The 17,471-nt window shown below is 68.4% G+C and carries 17 protein-coding genes; 11 read left to right on the top strand and 6 right to left on the bottom strand.

What is annotated here, in order from left to right:
• Positions 1–41: 41 nt before the first annotated feature.
• The 5 genes from J9315_RS16365 to J9315_RS16345 all read right to left on the bottom strand — a co-directional run bounded on the left by J9315_RS16365 (position 42) and on the right by J9315_RS16345 (position 5,727).
• On the bottom strand, positions 42–797 hold the full coding sequence (locus J9315_RS16365; RefSeq protein ID WP_211978379.1) for a GntR family transcriptional regulator: 756 nt from the start codon (positions 795–797) through the stop codon (positions 42–44).
• Positions 794–1,591, bottom strand: a complete 798-nt coding sequence (locus tag J9315_RS16360; protein WP_211978378.1) for a triose-phosphate isomerase family protein — start codon at positions 1,589–1,591, stop codon at positions 794–796. The genes J9315_RS16365 and J9315_RS16360 overlap by 4 nt, the downstream gene beginning before the upstream one ends.
• Before the next feature lie 3 nt (positions 1,592–1,594).
• On the bottom strand, positions 1,595–2,050 hold the full coding sequence (locus J9315_RS16355; protein WP_211978377.1) for a ribose-5-phosphate isomerase: 456 nt from the start codon (positions 2,048–2,050) through the stop codon (positions 1,595–1,597).
• Positions 2,047–3,981, bottom strand: coding sequence for a dihydroxyacetone kinase family protein (locus tag J9315_RS16350; protein WP_211978376.1), 1,935 nt, complete (start codon positions 3,979–3,981; stop codon positions 2,047–2,049). The genes J9315_RS16355 and J9315_RS16350 overlap by 4 nt, the downstream gene beginning before the upstream one ends.
• 90 nt (positions 3,982–4,071) lie before the next feature.
• Positions 4,072–5,727, bottom strand: a complete 1,656-nt coding sequence (locus J9315_RS16345) for a PucR family transcriptional regulator (protein ID WP_211978375.1) — start codon at positions 5,725–5,727, stop codon at positions 4,072–4,074.
• 112 nt (positions 5,728–5,839) lie between these two features.
• On the opposite strand from J9315_RS16345, the gene pxpA reads away from it, so the two are divergent.
• The 8 genes from pxpA (at position 5,840) to J9315_RS16305 (ending at position 13,781) form a co-directional block, all read left to right on the top strand.
• On the top strand, positions 5,840–6,583 hold the full coding sequence (pxpA, locus tag J9315_RS16340) for a 5-oxoprolinase subunit PxpA (RefSeq protein ID WP_211978374.1): 744 nt from the start codon (positions 5,840–5,842) through the stop codon (positions 6,581–6,583).
• Between the two features lie 96 nt (positions 6,584–6,679).
• Complete coding sequence (locus tag J9315_RS16335) at positions 6,680–6,919, top strand: acetyl-CoA carboxylase (RefSeq protein WP_198500267.1); 240 nt, start codon at positions 6,680–6,682, stop codon at positions 6,917–6,919.
• A gap of 67 nt (positions 6,920–6,986) precedes the next feature.
• The gene (locus tag J9315_RS16330; protein WP_211978373.1) at positions 6,987–8,339 is read left to right on the top strand and encodes an acetyl-CoA carboxylase biotin carboxylase subunit; all 1,353 of its coding nucleotides are present in this window, start codon (positions 6,987–6,989) and stop codon (positions 8,337–8,339) included.
• The gene (locus J9315_RS16325; protein ID WP_211978372.1) at positions 8,336–9,244 is read left to right on the top strand and encodes a carboxyltransferase domain-containing protein; all 909 of its coding nucleotides are present in this window, start codon (positions 8,336–8,338) and stop codon (positions 9,242–9,244) included. Before J9315_RS16330 ends, J9315_RS16325 begins: the two co-directional genes overlap by 4 nt.
• Complete coding sequence (locus J9315_RS16320) at positions 9,241–10,230, top strand: biotin-dependent carboxyltransferase family protein (protein ID WP_211978371.1); 990 nt, start codon at positions 9,241–9,243, stop codon at positions 10,228–10,230. The genes J9315_RS16325 and J9315_RS16320 overlap by 4 nt, the downstream gene beginning before the upstream one ends.
• 139 nt (positions 10,231–10,369) lie before the next feature.
• Positions 10,370–11,011, top strand: a complete 642-nt coding sequence (locus tag J9315_RS16315; protein ID WP_249121090.1) for a hypothetical protein — start codon at positions 10,370–10,372, stop codon at positions 11,009–11,011.
• 165 nt (positions 11,012–11,176) lie between these two features.
• On the top strand, positions 11,177–12,706 hold the full coding sequence (locus tag J9315_RS16310; protein WP_211978370.1) for a PepSY domain-containing protein: 1,530 nt from the start codon (positions 11,177–11,179) through the stop codon (positions 12,704–12,706).
• 592 nt (positions 12,707–13,298) lie between these two features.
• Complete coding sequence (locus J9315_RS16305; protein ID WP_211978369.1) at positions 13,299–13,781, top strand: MarR family transcriptional regulator; 483 nt, start codon at positions 13,299–13,301, stop codon at positions 13,779–13,781.
• 78 nt (positions 13,782–13,859) lie between these two features.
• Here the strand turns inward: J9315_RS16305 and J9315_RS16300 are convergent, their stop codons facing one another.
• Positions 13,860–15,101, bottom strand: a complete 1,242-nt coding sequence (locus J9315_RS16300; protein ID WP_211978368.1) for a glutaminase — start codon at positions 15,099–15,101, stop codon at positions 13,860–13,862.
• Positions 15,102–15,312: 211 nt separating this feature from the next.
• On the opposite strand from J9315_RS16300, the gene J9315_RS16295 reads away from it, so the two are divergent.
• From J9315_RS16295 to J9315_RS16285, 3 genes are all read left to right on the top strand, one after another.
• On the top strand, positions 15,313–16,389 hold the full coding sequence (locus tag J9315_RS16295; RefSeq protein ID WP_211978367.1) for a pirin family protein: 1,077 nt from the start codon (positions 15,313–15,315) through the stop codon (positions 16,387–16,389).
• 86 nt (positions 16,390–16,475) lie between these two features.
• Entirely contained in the window at positions 16,476–16,850 is a 375-nt protein-coding gene (locus J9315_RS16290; protein WP_211978366.1) for a GNAT family N-acetyltransferase, read from the top strand.
• A gap of 10 nt (positions 16,851–16,860) precedes the next feature.
• A complete protein-coding gene (locus J9315_RS16285; protein ID WP_198500276.1) occupies positions 16,861–17,394 on the top strand; it encodes a carboxymuconolactone decarboxylase family protein in 534 nt (177 codons plus the stop codon).
• The last annotated feature ends 77 nt before the right edge of the window (positions 17,395–17,471 follow it).

Genomic DNA, 17,471 nt, shown 5'->3' with positions numbered 1-17,471 from the left:
ACTCTTCTTCATGCCGGGACTCCTCTTCGTCCCGGGCCGGGTCAGGCGTCGGGTGGCTGCGGGTCCTCGACGAGGGCGCGGTGGGCGACCATGCGCAGGTGGTGGCGCATCGCGGCCTCGGGGGCGGTGGGGTCGGGGGAGGCGAAGGCATCGAGGATCGCGCGGTGTTCGGCGATCGCCTCGTCGACGTCGGTGATGCCGTGGGGCAGGGCCTGGCGCAGGCGGTGGACCTGGGCGCCGAGGTCGGACGACATCTTCATGAGGTACCGGTTGCCGCAGCCCTCGAGGATGACGCTGTGGAAGGCGCGGTCCTTCGCGTAGTAGTCCTGGGCGGCGGCGACTTCGATGCGGCGGGCGGCGTCGGGATCCTCGGCGGAGTCCGCGGCGGTCTGCGCGGCCTCGCGGACGCGGGCCCCGGCCTGCTCGTGGTCGGCATGGGCGTCCTCGAGCGCGCGGAGGAAGACGTCGTCGGCGGGGGTGGCGAGTCGTGTCGCCGCGGTCTCGATGGTCTCACGGGCGACGAAGAGCTCGTCGAGCTGTCCGCGGTCGAGGGGCGGTGCCACCCGGTAGCCGCGGAGGGCTTCGCGGACGACGAGGCCGGTGCGCTCGAGGTCGACGAGGGCTTCGCGGACCGGGGTCGGGGAGACGTCGAGGAGCCGGGCCAGGCCGTCGATCGACACGCGTTCGCCGGCGGTCAGCTCACCGGTGAGGAGGATCTCGAGGATGTGGTCGTAGACGTGGTCGCGCAGGCCTCGCCTCTCGATGTCGGGGCGGCGGATCTCGGGGAGTGAACTCATGGGGACAGCTTAATGACGTCGGGAAGCTCGTCGAGGATCGCCGGGATCGCTGCCGGGTCGTGGGCGAAGCGGCCGAGGAAGAGGCCGTCGACGGCCGCCCCGAGGCGGGTGAGCAGGCCGGGGCGGGCGCTGCCGCCGTAGATGAGACGGAAGTCGAGGCCGGGGTATTGGGCGCGGGTGCGCGAGCGCACGACGGTGCACACCGCGGCGATGTGGTCGACATCCGCCGGTTCGGCGGCCCCGATCGCCCACACCGGTTCGTAGGCGATGACGACGGTGAGCGGGCGGGGGAGGTCAGCGGTCGCGGTCGGCAGTGCCGAGCGGATCTGGACCATCACCTCGGCGGCGGCCTCCTCAGCCGGGACCGCGTCGACCTCCCCGACGCAGAGGACGGGGATGAGTCCGTGACGCAGGGCGGTCGCGGTCTTCTCCCTGATGAGGCCCTCGGTCTCGGAGAAGTGACGGCGGCGCTCCGCGTGTCCGATCTCGGCGAACCGGCACCCGAGTTCGGCGAGCACGGCGGCCGAGACCTCGCCGGTCCAGGCCCCGGAGTCGCGGGCGGCGACGTTCTGCGCGCCGATGAGCACGGGGCCCGCGACCTCGAGGCACGCCGGGATCGAGGGGAACTGCGGGAGGAGGAAGAGCCCTGCCGCACCCGAGGTGAGCGCCGGGTGATCACGGGTCAGTGCGGTCACCTCGGCGAGCCAGTCGAGGGTCCGCCGGTGGCCGAAGTACATCTTCAAGCTGGTGCCGAGGAGCCGATCGGGCAGGGGAGAGGTGACCGCGTCGTCCATGGGTCAGCGGGACTCGTACGCGCTGATCTCGGCGACCTTGTCGTTCGAGGCGCTCGTCGGGTCGAACGTGTAACCCATCCACTCGCGTGCCAGGCGCCGGGCGAGTTCGACGCCGATGACGCGCTGGCCCATGCAGAGGACCTGGGCGTCGTTGGAGAGCACGGAGCGTTCGACGCTGAAGGAGTCGTGGGCGGTGGCCGCGCGGATTCCCTTGACCTTGTTCGCCGCGATCGCCACGCCCAGTCCGGTCCCGCAGATTAGGATCGCGCGGTCGGCGTCGCCGCGGGCGACGATCTCCGCGGCGGCGGTCGCGATCGAAGGATAGAACGTGTGCGACTGTGCGTCGACGCCGACGTCGGTGACCGCGGAGATGCGCTCATCGGCCTCGAGGTCGGCCTTGATGACCTCTTTATAGTCGAACCCCGCATCGTCGGAGCCGACGACCACTCGCAGTGTCATGATCGGGTTGCCTTTCGTTCGGTCGGTGCCAGGGGCGGTGATGTCGTCAGTGGGGCGGCGCGGCGGGTGAGCTCCTCGGCGACGACCGAGGCGATCATCGCCAGCGAGACCGCGCCGGGGTCGGGGGTGCCGAGGCTCTTGTCCCCGTGGGAGCGGGCGCGGCCGCGGCGGGCGACGAGGTCGGCGGTGGAGTCGGCGCCGCGGTCGGCGGCATGGGCGGCGCGGGAGGCGGCCGCGGCGATGAGGGGAAGCGGGCTGGTGCTGTCTGGGGCGGTGTTGTCCGAGCTGGTGGTGTCCGGGGTTGTGCTGTCCGGGGCGACGCTGTCCCGGACGGGTGCGGCGGCTTCAGCGACCGCCTCGGCGAATTCGTCGGCCAAGGGGGCCAGGGCATCGACGAGGGTCTTGTCGCCGACCTCGACCCTTCCGAACGCGCGGACGTCGTCAAGGGTCGTCGCCAGCACCGCGGCGACGCCCTCGGGGGTGGGGTCGTCGTCGACGGCTGCGGCGAGGGAGTTGAGGATGCGGCCCCAGATGGCGCCGGAGGTGCCGCCGCCGACGTCGGCCCAGGCCTCACCGGCGACGCGGAGAACGGCGCCGGCCGACTGGTCGTGGGCCGCGGCCGCTTCGGCTTCGAGGGCCGCGGCCTTCGAGCCACGCTGCATGCCGATCCCGTGGTCGCCGTCGCCGGCGATGCTGTCGAGGTGTCCGAGGTCGTCCGCGGCGTCGTCGACGGTCACGGCGATGCGAGTGAGGACCGCTGCGATCTCCCGGCCGAGCGCCCGCGACCGGGCGGTGGGGCGGGGACTGCCGGCATCGCCGCCTGCCGCCGCTGCCGGCGCGGACGTGTCGGGCGCGGCGGTGTCTGGGGCCGCGGCGTCTCGATCTCCCGCGTCTGCCGTCGTCGCGTCGTCGTCCTCGACTCTCTCGTGGGTGAGGCCGAGGGCGCCGCGGGTGAAGGCCGCCGAGGAGCAGGGGGCGTCCCAGAGGGGCGCGAGTTCGTCGTCGAGCCACACGAGGGTGAGGGAGAGGCCGGCCATGTCGAAGCTCGTGCAGAACTCGCCGACCTCGGGGTCGACGATGACGAGTCCGGCCTCGCGCAGGAGCGGGTCGATGAGCCCGTAGAGGAGGTAGAGCTCCTCGTATTTCACGGTGCCCAAGCCGTTGAGGATGGGCACGACCCGTCCCGAGGTCACGGGCGCCTCGGCGAGGAGTCGGGTGACGAGGAGATCGGCGAGCTCCGATGCGGTGGGGAGGGGGACGTCGTCGATGCCGGGTTCCCCGTGGATGCCGAGGCCGACTGCCATGCGGCCGTCCGGGACGGTGAAGAGGGGAGCGTCGGCGCCGGGCAGGGTGCAGCCGGAGAAGGCGACGCCGATCGAGCGGGTGCGGTCGTTCGCCGAGGCGGCCAGGCGTTCGACCTCGGAGAGGTCGAGTCCCGCTTCAGCGGCGGCGCCGGCGATCTTGAAGACGGCGAGGTCACCGGCGATGCCGCGGCGGCGGTCGATCGCGTCGGCCGGGGCGCTGAAGATGTCGTCGGTGACGACGACGGTGCGGGTGTCGATGCCCTCGGCGCGCAGCTGCTCCTGGGCCTGGTCGAAGTTGAGGACGTCGCCGGCGTAGTTGCCGTAGCTGAAGAGGACGCCGCGGCCCTGGTCGCTCGCGCGGGCGACGGAGAGGATCTGCTTCGTCGACGGGGAGGCGAAGACGTTGCCCATCGCCGCGCCGTGGGCGAGGCCGGGGCCGACGAGGCCGGAGAACGCGGGGAAGTGTCCGCTGCCGCCGCCGATGACGAGCGAGACGGTCGGTGCGGGAGCGCGGGTCGAGCGCACGACCCCGCCGGGCACTGCGCGCACCCAGCGCGCGGCGGCAAGGCTGAGTCCGCGTGACATGTCGGCGACGAAGTCATTCGGGTCATTGAACAATCGGGCCACGAGCTCCCCTTCGAACCAGTTCCTATTTCAAAGATCCTATAGGATTATTCGCCGGACGCAAGACCCGGGGGTTGCGCGGACGTCGACGCGTCAGGGCATCAGCGACAGTGCGACTGCGCAGATGGTGCGATCCTCCCCGCTCGCCAGATCCATCCCGAGTGCATCCTCGAGCTCTCTGCGGTGTGAACGGGCTGTGTTCCGATGGGCGCCGAGCCGAGCGGCCGCCCGAGCCACGGACGGCGAATCGACGAACGCCGCCAGAGCGTCGAGCAGAGCGGTTTCGTCTCTGCGCCCGCGAATCGGACCGAGCACTGCCTCGGCGATCGCTGTGGAATGGGCGGGCGGCACGAGGAGGCCGAGGTCGCGCAGCCGTGGCGGGCCGACGAAGCGAACTCCGGCAGATCCTCGGTGTGAGGACGGCGCAGGGGCCGCATGCTCGGGCACATCGTCGTCAGGGCTCGCCGGATCGACGTGGAGACCGACGAACAGTGACAGCGCCGAGGTGTGACGCACGGCTTCGCTGACAAGCACGCTGTCTCCGGCTTCCGCATTCACCGCCTCGACGAGTTCGTCGAGATGGGTTTCGGATTCCCCAGCCTCACGGCCGTTGCGGGCAGCGGGCAGGCCCGCTGCGGCCGCGGTTTCCGAGCCGTTCCGAAGTGGGTCGGTCGGCTTCGACGCCGACCACCGCACCGCGGAGAACGGGGCCAGCAGGAGCAGCACGGTGCGCTCGGTCTCCACCGGGAAGACGACGACGTGATCGTGGAGAATCCGCATCAGGCGCCAGGTCAGGAGGTGACGGCGGATGGGACTCCGAGCGCGGACGCTGAGCATTCGCATGCCCGTCGTGCTGTCGACGCCGAGGTCCGCGAGCGCTGTCATGATCTCCGCGGATGCGTGGCTGCCCGTCTGCCGCAGGGCCGCGAGAAGAGCATCGGACTTCTCGCTCCGCGGCAGACCGATGCTCAGACTGCGAGCGAGCACCATTCCCAGGATCGCGGCCGCAGGCGTGAGTGCGGTGCGCAGTGTGGTGGGAGTGAACACCGGCGCCGGAGTCCCGGACTGCACTGTGCTCGGCGGCGGACTGTCGAGGCAGTGCAGGTGCCATTGCTCGTCCTCGCCGATGTTGAGGGGCAGCGAGAGCAGGGGAGCGGAGTCGGACTTCCTCCCTGCGGAGCGGTCCGAGCCGGGCATGCGGTCGGTGGACACGAAGACGGCGTCCTCATCGTCGACCACGCGCAGAGCATGTCCGATGCGAGACGCTACGCGTTCGAGCAGCGGGGCGAATTCGAGACCGTCGGCCGCAAGCTTCGTGCACTCCTCGGCGATCGACCAGGCGTGGTGCGATGCCTGGTGCTCGTCCTCGGAGAGCGCGCGGAGGACGAGGTTCTGGAGGCGGAGAAACGGCACATCGGGCGGGACGAGCAGAATCGGCAGACCGCGGGCGTCCGCGGCATCGATGAGTCCGTGCGGCACCTGCTGGTGCGGCTTGCCTTCTCCGAACGCGATCGCCGCCGTGCCGGCGGCGACCAGCCGTTCGACATAGCCGTCCCAGATGCGAGCATCGTCGAAGTTGAGCGCCATTCCGGTGGTGAGGACGAGCGTGCCCGGCGTGAGGTAGGCGGCGGGATCAATGGACTCCGTGGCCACAGCGGCGCCGATCGCCGTCTGGAGGCGCTCCTGTGAACTCGGGGTGGCGAGTTCGAGGCGGAGCATCGGGTCGGCGATGAGGTCGATGAGTCTCATGCGCTGAATCTACGAGCACTGTGCACTGTGCACAATAATCTGCGGCGAATTTGATCATCGGCGTGGTGCAGGTCACATCCGGTTTCCATACGGTTGTGCCAGGAGGTCACCGATGACGAAGACAATCAATGCCGATCTCGGCGAAGGAATCGGTCTGCACGCATTCGGCAACGATCCTGAGCTGATGACGCTCATCGACGTCGCCAATGTGGCATGCGGGTTCCACGCTGCCGACCCGCACATCATCAACACGACAGTCGAACTCGCAGCGGAGAACCAGGTGAAGGTGGGAGCGCACCCGGGGCTGCCCGATCTCGCCGGATTCGGGCGCAGACCGATGGTGCTCAGCGCCGACGAGGTCGAGGACATCGTCACCTACCAGGTCGGGGCGCTCTCGGCCTTCCTCGACCGACACGATCTTCGGCTCAACCACATCAAACCTCACGGGGCGCTCTACGGCATGGTCGGCCGCGACCCCGAGCTCATGGCCGCGGTCGCCCGAGTCGCGCTCGTCCACGGCGTCCCGATCTTCGGATTGGCGAACACCGCGCACAAGACCGTCTGCGACGAGCTCGGCGTTCCCTTCGTCGCCGAGATCTATGTCGACCTCGGCTACGACGCCGAGGGCAGACTCGTCATCGAACGCGCTCCCCAGCCGGCAGTCCCTGCCGAGGCCGCTGCGCGGATCACCTCGGCGATGACAGACGGCACGATCCGCGCCAACGACGGAACGGAGCTCACCGTCGATTTCGACAGCGTCTGCGTGCACTCAGATCCTGCCAATGCCGCCGAAGTCGTTCGGGCAGTCAGAGCCGCCATCGACGCCGCCGAGGAAGAGGATGCCGACAGCCGCTGACGGTCCTCGCAGATTCCCAGACCCCTCTCCAGACATTCCCCACCCAATCGGACGCTGACGTCCGGCCAGTGAAGAACAACGAAAGCAGGAACCGACATGGCTGAGATCATCTCCCCACTCCCCGGTGTCTTCTACCGGAAGCCCGCCCCCGGAAAGGACGACTTCGTCGAGATCGGCGACACCGTCGAAGCGGGACAGACGATCGGAATCGTCGAGATCATGAAGCAATTCACCGAGGTCAAAGCGGAGACCGCCGGTACCGTCGCCTCCTTCAACGTGGAGAACGAGGGCACGGTCAACCCGGGCGACGTCATCGCCGTCATCGACGAGGCCTGAGGCCGCCCGGGTTCCTATCCCGGCCGATCCCGAGAATTCCCATCCACCCAGAGCTGGAGACCCTCTCATGGACCACCTATTCATCGCCAACCGTGGCGAAATCGCGGTGCGCATCATACGCACCGCCCGACAACTCGGAATACGCACGACCCTCGCCGTCAGCGAGGCGGACACGGACTCCCTGGCCGCTCAGATGGCCGATGACACCGCACTCGTCGGTCCCGCACCGGCCACCGCTTCCTATCTCAACGGAGAAGCCGTACTGAAAGCCGCCCGCGATTCCGGTGCCGACGCACTTCATCCCGGCTTCGGCTTCCTCTCCGAGAACGCCGACTTCGCCCAGATGGTCAGCGACGCCGGGATCATCTGGGTCGGACCCGATCCGGAGTCGATCCGCCTGATGGGCAACAAGGCCGCGGCTCGCGCAGCGGCCGTCGACGCCGGCGTCCCCACCCTCGCCGGGTCCGATGGCGCGCTCGCCGCCGACGCCGACGTCACGGCGATCGCTGCGGAGATCGGGTATCCGCTCGTGGTCAAGGCATCGGCAGGCGGAGGCGGCCGCGGCATTCGTCGAGTCGAGTCGGCAGAGCAGCTGTCCGGAACGATCGACATCGCCCGGGCAGAGGCCGCCGCGGCATTCGGCGATGACGCTCTGTACATGGAGCGCTTCGTCGACCGCGCCCGACACGTCGAAGTCCAGGTCCTCGGTGACGGGGAGCGGTACATCCACTTGGGTGACCGTGACTGCTCGATGCAGCGACGCCAGCAGAAGGTCATCGAAGAGGCAGAGGCGCCGAGTCTCCCCGACCACGTTCGTGACCTCATCCGCTCGTCGTCCGTCGAGTTGGCACGGCGGTCAGGCTACAAAGGGGCGGGAACCGTCGAGTTCCTCTACGACCCGGCTCGCGAGACCGCCGCCTTCATCGAGATGAACACCCGTCTGCAGGTCGAACACCCCGTCACCGAATTCGTCACGGGAATCGACATCGTCGCCGAACAGCTGCGGATCGCCGAGAGCCGCGGACTGTCGGTCACGCAGGACGAGGTCGCCTTCGACGGGCACGCGATCGAGGTGCGCATCAACGCGGAAGACCCCGCACACAACTTCATGCCGTCGCCGGGGACGATCACCGCACTGCGTTGGCCGGACGGGGAGGGAGTGCGGATCGACTCCGGCTTCGTCGAAGGCGGAGTCGTCGCCCCCTTCTACGATTCGATGCTCGCCAAGCTCATCGTGCACGCGCCGAACCGCGACCAGGCCATTGCGAAGATGCAGCGCGCGCTCGACGACACCGAGATCGACGGGGTGAAGACCACGGTTCCCCTGCTGCGCGCGCTCATCGCCCGCGAGGAATTCGCCGCCGTCGACCACTATTCGACCTTTGTGGAATCCGCCGACATCCTTCTGGAGACGCTATGACCACGACCATTGAACTCGGACCAGCCCGCTACACGTTCGGAGGCGACGAATTCCTCTTCGTCGAGGTGTCGGAGGAGATGAGCCTGCAGGCCAACTTCCGGGCGATGCTCATCGCCAGGACCCTCGCCGAACGCATCGACGGGGGAGAGCTGCCCGGGATCGTCGAACTCTGCCCCGCCAACGCCTCACTCCTCATCCGGTTCGACCCCGACGTCATCGCCCCGGGCACGCTCGAGGCGGCCGTCAGAGAAGTCGAGGAGTCGGTCATCCATTCCGACACGACGACGCTGGAGACGCGCATCGTCGAGGTCCCCGTCTGGTACTCCGACCCCTTCACCGCCGAGGTGGGCGAGCGTTTCCGTGAGGGCTACCACCAGGACCCGTCCGGCACCGATCTCGACTATGCGGCCGCCGTCAACGGCTTCGCCGGCGCCGACGAGTTCATCCAGGCCCACCACTCCTCGCCGTGGTTGGTCACGATGGTCGGCTTCGTGGCAGGGCTGCCGTTCATGTATCAGCTGGTGGACCGCGACCATCAGCTCGAAGTCCCGAAGTACTTGGCCCCGCGCACCGACACTCCGAAACTGACGATCGGGCACGGCGGGTGCTTCTGTGCCCTCTACTCCGTGCGGGGAGCAGGCGGATACCAGATGTTCGGAGTGGCCGCGGCGCCGATCTTCGAACCCGAGCAGAAGGGCCCTGACTTCGCCGATTTCATGATCTTCTTCAAGCCCGGAGACATCGTGCGCTTCCGCCCCATCGACGAGGCCGAGTACAACGAGATCCAGAAGGAGGTCGACGCGAACACCTATGCGTTCAAGCAGGCTGCGGTCACCTTCGACCTGGAACGGGCACTGGCAGAAGGACCGGCGTACAACGCAGAACTCCTGGAGGCACTGAAGTGAGCGCGACGACACCCTCAGACCGAGCGACCTTCGAGGTCCTCACCCCCGGCCTGTCGACGACAGTTCAGGATCGGGGCCGCTTCGGCTACTACAACGTCGGACTGCCGCAAGGGGGATCCCTCGACAACTACTCATCGCAGGCGGCGAATATGCTCGTGGGCAACTCGCCGGACGAAGCGGTCCTCGAATGCACCTACATGGGTGCGAACCTGCGCTTCGACTCGGCCGCCACGATCGCCGTGACCGGAGGCGACATCGATGTGACGGTCAACGGCGAACCCGCACCGACATGGCAGACGGTGGAGGTTCCCGCCGGGGGCACCGTCGAATTCGGCATGCTGCGCTCCGGGGCTCGCTTCTACATCGCCGTCCACGGTGGTGTCGATGTGCCCGTCGTGCTCGGCTCACGGTCGACCTATCCGCTGGGGCAGATGGGCGGATTCAACGGCCGCAAACTCGAAGCGGGAGATGTGCTGCCGATCGGCGCGGGCAGCGGTGAGGCTCCGAACAGAACCGTCGTCGAAGAAGCGGCGCGGCCGTCGTTCGCCAAACAGCAGGATGTGCGCATCCTCATGGGCCTCTACGATTTCCGGCTGACGGAGACGGGCAAGCGCAACCTCGTCGAGGGCGAATGGGAGCTGACCCCGGTCGCCGACCGAGCCGGCCTGCGCTACAAGGGGCCCGGAGTGGAGTGGGTGGAGCGCGAGCAGCCCTTCGGCGCGGGTTCCGACCCGTCGAACATCGTCGATGCCGGCTACGCCGTGGGTTCGATCCAGATCCCCGGCGGCACGCAGCCGATCGTCCTTCACCGTGACGCCGTCTCAGGCGGCGGCTATGCCATGGTGGCCACGGTCATCAGCGCGGATATGGATCTCGTCGCCCGGGCCACTCCCGGCACGAAGACACGGTTCGTCGAGGTGACGATGGAGGAGGCGCTTGCCGCGCGCAGAGAGTACAAGGATGCCGTGGCGGCGCTGTGGGAATGAGGCGCTGTGGAAATGACAGAGTCGACGCTTCTGCCACCAGGCTCATGCGGAGCCCAATGCGCCTTGCATCCCGGGCATCGCACCCCGGCAGTCGGGTGAGAACGGCCGGCTCACTCGTGTGACAATGGTGGGCGTGAAGATGGACAGGCGCCGCCAGCGCGCCCTGCGGGGCACTGCTGCCGCGGTTGCCGCTACCTTCCTCGCGCTCACCTCTCACATCCTCGGCGGTGGGTCGATGCCGACGCTCATGGGCATCGTCGCCCCGCTGGCGCTTTCGATGCTCGTCTGCGTGCTCCTCGCCGGGCGGCGGATGACCCTGGCCCGACTCGTGCCCTCGGTCTTCGTCAGCCAGGGCCTCTTCCACGGTCTCTTCTCCGTCTTCACCCCGATGCATCCGATGGCGATGGGCGCCACCGCCGTCGAACGCCAGGCCATGGACCATGCGGGCATGGACGGCTCGGGGGCGATGGCGGGACAGATGGCCGCCTCGGCGGGACAGATGAGCCAGATGCATTCGCACTTCTCCGTGCCGATGACGATCATGCACTGCGTGGCGGCGATCGCGACGATCGCCCTCATCTACTGGGCCGAGACCCTGCCGGTGCGGCTGCTCGCCTTCGTCCGCCTCGTCGTCCGCGCCCTCGTGCCGGCCCTCGGCACCGTTCGCGCGCTGCCCGAGCGCCCCCGTCTGGCCGTCCCGGTCAGCGATTTCGTGCCCCCACCGCTGGGCGTGCTGCGCTCACCGGTGCTCAGGCGCGGACCCCCGCTTCCGGCTTTCTGATCACTGACCTCCACGGCTCGGCCGCCCTGCCCGATGCCGTGGCATCGCCGTGCCACGACCGACTCTGTGCCACGGTGCTGCCGCGCGTGCCCGGGACCGCCGTCGAGCCGGCGAAGCGCGCCCGAATGCGCCCTTCGCCGACCATTCCACACAGAAAGCTTGACCATGACAGGACTGTCATCACCCCTGCCCGAAAACTCGGGCACCGCCACCCAGCCGCCCACCCGGCGGCCCGCTCCCGACCGCCGGCAGCCGTGGTTCTCCTCGCTCCTGCGCCGCCTGCACTTCTACGCCGGCATCCTCGTCGGCCCCTTCATCCTCATCGCCGCCCTCAGCGGTGCCGTCTACGCGATCAGCCCGCAGATCGAGCGGGTCGTCTACGCCGACGAACTCACCGCCTCGACGGAGGGACCGGCGCTGCCGCTGTCCGACCAGGTCGAATCCGCGAACGCCTACATCGGGGAGGGTCAGACGATCGCCACCGTCCGTCCCGCCCCGGAACCGGGCATGACGACCCGGGTCATGTACGAGGACCCGACGCTCGACTCGAGCGACTACCGGACGATCTTCGTCGACCCGACGACCGCTGAGGTGAAGGGCGACCTTCCCGTGTACGCGGCGTCGAGCACCCTGCCGGTGCGGACGTGGATCTCCCGCCTCCACACCGACCTCCACCTCGGCGACGTCGGGCGGTACTACAGCGAACTCGCCGCCTCGTGGATGGGGATCATCGCTGCCGCGGGCCTGTGCCTGTGGATCGTGCGGGCGCGGAAGGCGAAGAAGATCAGCTCGATGCTCAAGCCCTCCCGCAAGCACAAGGGGCTGCGCCGCACCCTGTCGTGGCACGCCTCGACGGGTGTGTGGATCGCGGTCGGGATGCTCTTCCTCTCCGCCACCGGGATCACGTGGTCCCAGCTCGGCGGCGGGAACGTCGGAGCGCTGCGCGAAGCACTGAACTGGACGACGCCGTCGGTGTCGACGGAGCTCAGTGAGGATCCCGGCACCGAGGCAGACGCCGGTGGCGCTCATGCCGGCCATGGTGCCGCATCCGGGGGCACCGAGGCGGCTCCGGCCGGCACCCCGAATCCGGCGGACTTCGACATGATCTCCTCGATGGCCGAGAACGCCGGCTTCACGACGTCGTACATCGAGATCGTGCCGCCGGCCGATGCGGACACCGCGTGGCTCGTCGAGCGCTATCAGCACAACTACCCGGACAACACCGGCACGGTGTCCGTCGCCTACGACATGGCGACGATGGCCGAGACCGACCGCGTCGAGTTCTCCGACTACGGGGTGGCGGCGATGCTCACGAGTGTGGCCATTGACCTCCACATGGGGACGCTGTTCGGTCTGCCCAACCAGATCGTCCTCTTCGTCCTCGCCCTCGGCATCGCCTCGATGGTCGTGTGGGGATACACGATGTGGTGGCAGCGCCGACCCAAGCACGACACCTCGCGCCGCTTCGGGATCGCTCCGGCCCGCGGAGCGCTCAAGCAGGCGCCGTGGTGGGGTGTGGCTCTCGTCGTCCTCGCCGCCGTCGGCATCGGACTCTTCCTGCCGCTGGTCGGCCTCAGCCTCGTCGCGTTCCTCGTCCTCGACGTCATCCTCGGGCTCCTCGCCCGACGGAAGGTGCGGGCACAGTCCGGTGCCGGGAAGGAGATGGCACCCGCGTCGCGGAGCTGGCCTGAGTAAGGAAGCGGACGACTGCCTCGGCGGGGGAACCATCCCTCGCCGAGGCGGTCGGTGCTTTGCGGGGGAAACCGAAGGCGTCTTGTGAGAAATCCGTGGTGAGAGGCGCACGCGCAGACGCATTTCCCTGGACAGGGCAGAATCTGTGGATATGCTGGGAGAGAACTCTGACGTGCGGCGTCCGCCCGGACGCCGCACGTCAGCCCAAAGCGGGGAAGGTGCGGGGATGCATCGGGTTCGCTCGTGGGGCTGCCGGAATTCTTCGGGGAACTACGCCCGTCGGAATGCCGAACAGTTCCATTGAACAATGAAAATGTTGCTGAGGCAACAAATGTTGAGAAGAGTTCATCTCCGCCATCATCCTCACCCCACAAGCGGGATTGCTGGTTATCCGCAAGTGGGATTGCCGATTCGTCATCACAGTGCCGTGCCCGAATGTCTGCAGGAGTTGTTATGTTCTCTTCCTCCCATGCCGCTCGAAAGTCGCAGCACCGCGCCTCGCAGCCGGTGTCCTCCACCTCCCTGCCAACGGACGTCGTCCGCGCACGACACAGATCCTCGACCCGGAGCCGAATTGCCGGGTCGGGGGTGGAGCATGACTGAGACGACCCCAGTGAGCACGATCCTCAAGAAGATCGCTCCGATCCAGATCGCCGCCTGGCGCCTCATGATGGAGAAGCATCAGGACTTCATCGTGCGATTCTCCGCCGGCTTCCGCGACCGCCATGACCTCACCGTCAACGAATTCGACGCGCTCATCAACACTCCGCCGGACGAGCAGATCCGCCAGCGCGATCTGCTCCAGCTCATGGTGCTCAGTCGCAGCGCCCTCAGCCGTCTGCTCCGCCGGCTCGAAGCCCGCGGTCTCGTCACACAGACCCCGGATCCCGAGGACCAACGCGGGGTGCTCGTCGAACTCACCGAGAAGGGGTTCGCGCTCCGCGACGAGGCGGCGCAGACGAACGCTGAGATCATCCTCGACGGGTTCTCCGGGCTCACCGACGCCGAAGCCGATCAGCTCTTCGCGCTCGTCAGCAAACTCAAACCGCTCAAGCCGCAGGCGATCGCACCGGAGTGAGCCAGCGCCTCGGTGCCGCCCCCGCGCCGCGCTGAGGCACCGCGAGAAACCGGCGCCTCAGGCGGCGGTCCCAGCTGTTCAGGCGGCGTCGAAGGGACGGTTGCCGTCGCCCATGTCCGGGTCGGGCAGCTTCGACTCGGGGTCGAAGAGCCCGACCTCGAGTCCGTCGAGGGTGAGCCGGCGCATCGCCTCGAGCACCATGCGGCGACCTACGTCGGTGAATGCGTCGACCCGGCTGACGTCGACGACCACGGTGCCCGACGGCGGGGCGGTGCCGTCGAGTTCGTGGAGGATCGCCTCGGCGCCGCTGAAGTTCACGGTGCCCTGGAGGTCGACGGTCGTCGTGTCCCCGTCCGTGCGGATGTCGCGCAGCGCCCGCGATCCCGTCGTCTCGACCTCCATGAGATGGAAGCCCATGTCCTTGGACATCCGGCTGAAGAGTTCGACGCCGCGCACACTGTTGCCGTGCTCGTCGAGTCGCGGGGAGAACGCCCCGAGCCCGATCTGGCCGGGCAGTGCGCCGAGGAGGCCCCCGGCGACCCCGCTCTTCGCGGGGATCCCGACATCGCTGAACCACGAGCCCGCCGCGTCGTACATGCCGGCCGCCGCCATCGCCGACAGCGTCTGCCGGGCCACGGGCTTCGCGATCACCCGTTCCCCGGTGACCGGTTGGACGCCACCGGTGGCCAGGGTCGCGGCCATCGTCGCGATGTCGGAGACCGTGACGAGGATCGAGCACTGCGCCGTGTAGCCCTCGACCGCCTCGTGGGCGTCGTCCTCGATGATCCCGTAGTTGTGGAGCATGTGCGCGATCGAGAGGTTCCGGTCGGCGGTCTCGAGCTCCGATTCGTAGATCGTCTCGTCGATGCGCAGCTGTCGGCCGGCCAGCGTCGAGAAGAACGCGAGGGCCCGCTCGACCCGCTGGTCCCGGCTCGCTCCCTCGCCGACGAGGAGGCTGTGGGCGGTGATCGCGCCGGCGTTGATCATCGCGTTCTTCGGCCGGTAGGTGCCCGTCTCCAGGGAGAGCTCGTTGAACGCCTCACCCGAGGGTTCGATGTCGATGCGGCCGTCGACGAAGGTCGTGCCCCGGTCGGTCAGCGCTGCCGCGTAGGCGAAGGGCTTCGACATCGACTGGATGGTGAACTCGACGTCGCTGTCGCCGGCGGCGTAGGTGCGTCCCTCGACCGTCGTCAGGGCGACGGCCAGGCGGTCGGGATCGGCGGAGGCGAGTCCGGGGATGTAGTCCGCGACGGCGCCGCGGTCGTCGTCGCGCAGGTCGTCGAGGATCTCGTTGAGGTAGTCGGGAATGGGAGTGCGCATGGGTCTGCCTCTCTGCGATTTCGGCCCGGCGGGCCGCCTCTGTACGCAACCTTACATGTGTGGGATTGTTGAGATCGCAACGACTTCGACGCCCTTCCCGCGCCGAGGTGGGACCGATGTGACCCCTGGTGGCACCATAGAGGCAACCTCGGTCGGGTCGACCGCCTCGGCGGGGGAGGATCTGTCGGAGCAGGCAGGAGTGGAGGTGTCCATGAGCAACGTCGAGACCCGCCCGGACCAGGTGGTCTGCCGGTCAGGCGGCTTGCCGGGTCCGCAGTGCGATCAGCAGGGCCGGGCTCCTGTCGAGATCATCACCGCCCGTGACGTTCCGCTCGGCGGACCGCGGGCGATGACCGTCCGCCGCACGCTGCCGCAGCGGCAGCGCTCCCTCATCGGCCCGTGGTGCTTCGTCGACCATTACGGTCCCGAGGACGTCTCCCGCTCGGGCGGGATGGACGTCGCCCCGCACCCGCACACCGGTCTGCAGACCGTGAGCTGGCTCTTCGAGGGCGCGATCCAGCACATCGACTCCGGCGGCAATGCCGGGCTCGTGCTGCCCGGCGAAGTCAACCTCATGACCGCCGGTCGCGGCATCTGCCACTCCGAGGTCTCGACGGAGGAGACGACGACCCTCCACGGCGTCCAGCTGTGGCTGGCACTGCCCGACTCCTCACGGCACCAGAAGGAACGGGCATTCGAGCACTACGCTCCGCAGGTCAGAGCCGTCGACGGCGGAGAGCTCCTCGTCTTCCTCGGTGAGCTGTGGGGCGAGTCGTCTCCGGTGACGACGCATTCGCCCCTCCTCGGCGCGGAGATCCGGCTGAACCCCGGGGCGAGCATCGATCTGCCGGTCAATCCTGAGTTCGAGCACGGCCTCCTCGTCGACGCCGGCGACGTCGCGCTCGAGAACGTCGCCCTTCCGGTCGCCGCGATCGGCTACACGGGGGTCGGGCTGAATGAGCTGCGCATCGCCAACCGCGGCGAGACACCGGCCCGCCTCGTCCTCCTCGGCGGAGAGCCGTTCACCGAGGAGATCGTCATGTGGTGGAACTTCGTGGGCCGCAGCCACGAGGAGATCGTCGAGTACCGGCAGGAATGGCAGGACCATTCGGACCGCTTCGGCGTCGTCGAGGGCTACGTCGGTCGCGGCGGGCCCGGTCGCAACGCCGAAGGATTGGGCCGGCTGCCTGCTCCCGACCTGCCCGAGACCCCGATCCCGGCGCGGAAGAACCCGCCGCCGCAGGTTCAGGGCGGGGAGGACGAGACGTTTGAGGAGACGCAGTTCTGAGCGGCTGAGCGCCCACCCCATCCCGATCCCCGGACACCTAACCAGCCGACCACTCACCCCGCACCACCGACACAAGGAGAAGAACGATGAACGATGCACTCAAGGACTCCACCGGAGAGGACGTCACCGTCGAACTCGACGAGGCGGGTCTCGCCTACGACATCAAGGTCGCTGACGGGGAGGTCGCCGGTCGGGCGCACTACCTCGTGGGAGCGAAGGACCCCAACGAGCGGATCTTCTATCACACGACCGTCGATTCGAAGTTCGGCGGCCGCGGACTCTCGAAGATCCTCGTCAACGAGGCGCTCAAGGACGCGCGGGAGAAGGGCGAGACCGTCGTCGCGATCTGCCCGCTCTTCGTCAAGAAGCTGCAGGAGTCCGGCGATGAGTACATCGCCGAGGGCGGCAAGATCCGCAACCCCACGGGCGCGGACTTCGATCAGGTCAAGCAAGAGGCCTGAGCGCAGCGGAATGCACGCGAACAGACCCTTCATCGACAAGGCCAATCCCGAGATCTACAAGGCCGCCGTCGCCGCCGCGCAGGCGACCCGGAAGGCGGCGGTGGCCGCAGGCCTCGACGTCGCGCTCATCGAGCTCGTCAACTCCCGTGTGTCGCAGATGAACAGGTGCCACACGTGCCTGAGCATCCACGTGCCCGCCGCGCGGAAGGCCGGGGTCGACCAGCTCAAACTCGACATCCTCTCCGCGTGGCGGCATGCGGAGATCTTCAGTGATGTCGAACGCTCTGCCCTGCTCCTCGCGGAGTCGCTGACGGACCTCAGCGTTCCGGTCGACCATGAAGCGGTCGCCGCCGAGGTGGGACAGCATCTGAGCACGGAGCAGATCTCAGCGATCGAATGGGTCGTCACGCTCATCAACGCGTTCAACCGCATCTCGATCGCGAGCAACCATCCCACTGTCGGGGGTAAGCAGCTCGCGGCGATGCTCGCCGCCGGGGGCGGAGCGCCGCCGAGCTCCGGCGGAACGAAAGCCGCGGACGACTGACCTGCGCAAGACTGACCTGAGCACGCCTGACGCGCCCAGCCTTTGAGACCGTCGGGGCACCGGCGGTCGGCTCCGGG

It is taken from the genome of Brevibacterium sp. W7.2, assembly GCF_018137945.1.
Lineage (GTDB): Bacteria > Actinomycetota > Actinomycetes > Actinomycetales > Brevibacteriaceae > Brevibacterium > Brevibacterium sanguinis.
Note: the sequence above shows the minus strand (reverse complement) of the source record. Positions and strands in the feature narration are given on the sequence as shown.

Bases quoted from the DNA above. Each gene is read 5' to 3' on its own strand.
- J9315_RS16315 (WP_249121090.1), top strand. From the start codon at position 10,370: ATGGACAGGCGCCGCCAGCGCGCCCTGCGGGGCACTGCTGCCGCGGTT.
- J9315_RS16325 (WP_211978372.1), top strand. From the start codon at position 8,336: ATGACCACGACCATTGAACTCGGACCAGCCCGCTACACGTTCGGAGGC.
- J9315_RS16330 (WP_211978373.1), top strand. From the start codon at position 6,987: ATGGACCACCTATTCATCGCCAACCGTGGCGAAATCGCGGTGCGCATC.
- J9315_RS16335 (WP_198500267.1), top strand. From the start codon at position 6,680: ATGGCTGAGATCATCTCCCCACTCCCCGGTGTCTTCTACCGGAAGCCC.
- pxpA (WP_211978374.1), top strand. From the start codon at position 5,840: ATGACGAAGACAATCAATGCCGATCTCGGCGAAGGAATCGGTCTGCAC.
- J9315_RS16355 (WP_211978377.1), bottom strand. From the start codon at position 2,050: ATGACACTGCGAGTGGTCGTCGGCTCCGACGATGCGGGGTTCGACTAT.
- J9315_RS16295 (WP_211978367.1), top strand. From the start codon at position 15,313: ATGAGCAACGTCGAGACCCGCCCGGACCAGGTGGTCTGCCGGTCAGGC.
- J9315_RS16365 (WP_211978379.1), bottom strand. From the start codon at position 797: ATGAGTTCACTCCCCGAGATCCGCCGCCCCGACATCGAGAGGCGAGGC.
- J9315_RS16305 (WP_211978369.1), top strand. From the start codon at position 13,299: ATGACTGAGACGACCCCAGTGAGCACGATCCTCAAGAAGATCGCTCCG.
- J9315_RS16290 (WP_211978366.1), top strand. From the start codon at position 16,476: ATGAACGATGCACTCAAGGACTCCACCGGAGAGGACGTCACCGTCGAA.
- J9315_RS16300 (WP_211978368.1), bottom strand. From the start codon at position 15,101: ATGCGCACTCCCATTCCCGACTACCTCAACGAGATCCTCGACGACCTG.
- J9315_RS16310 (WP_211978370.1), top strand. From the start codon at position 11,177: ATGACAGGACTGTCATCACCCCTGCCCGAAAACTCGGGCACCGCCACC.
- J9315_RS16345 (WP_211978375.1), bottom strand. From the start codon at position 5,727: ATGAGACTCATCGACCTCATCGCCGACCCGATGCTCCGCCTCGAACTC.
- J9315_RS16285 (WP_198500276.1), top strand. From the start codon at position 16,861: ATGCACGCGAACAGACCCTTCATCGACAAGGCCAATCCCGAGATCTAC.
- J9315_RS16360 (WP_211978378.1), bottom strand. From the start codon at position 1,591: ATGGACGACGCGGTCACCTCTCCCCTGCCCGATCGGCTCCTCGGCACC.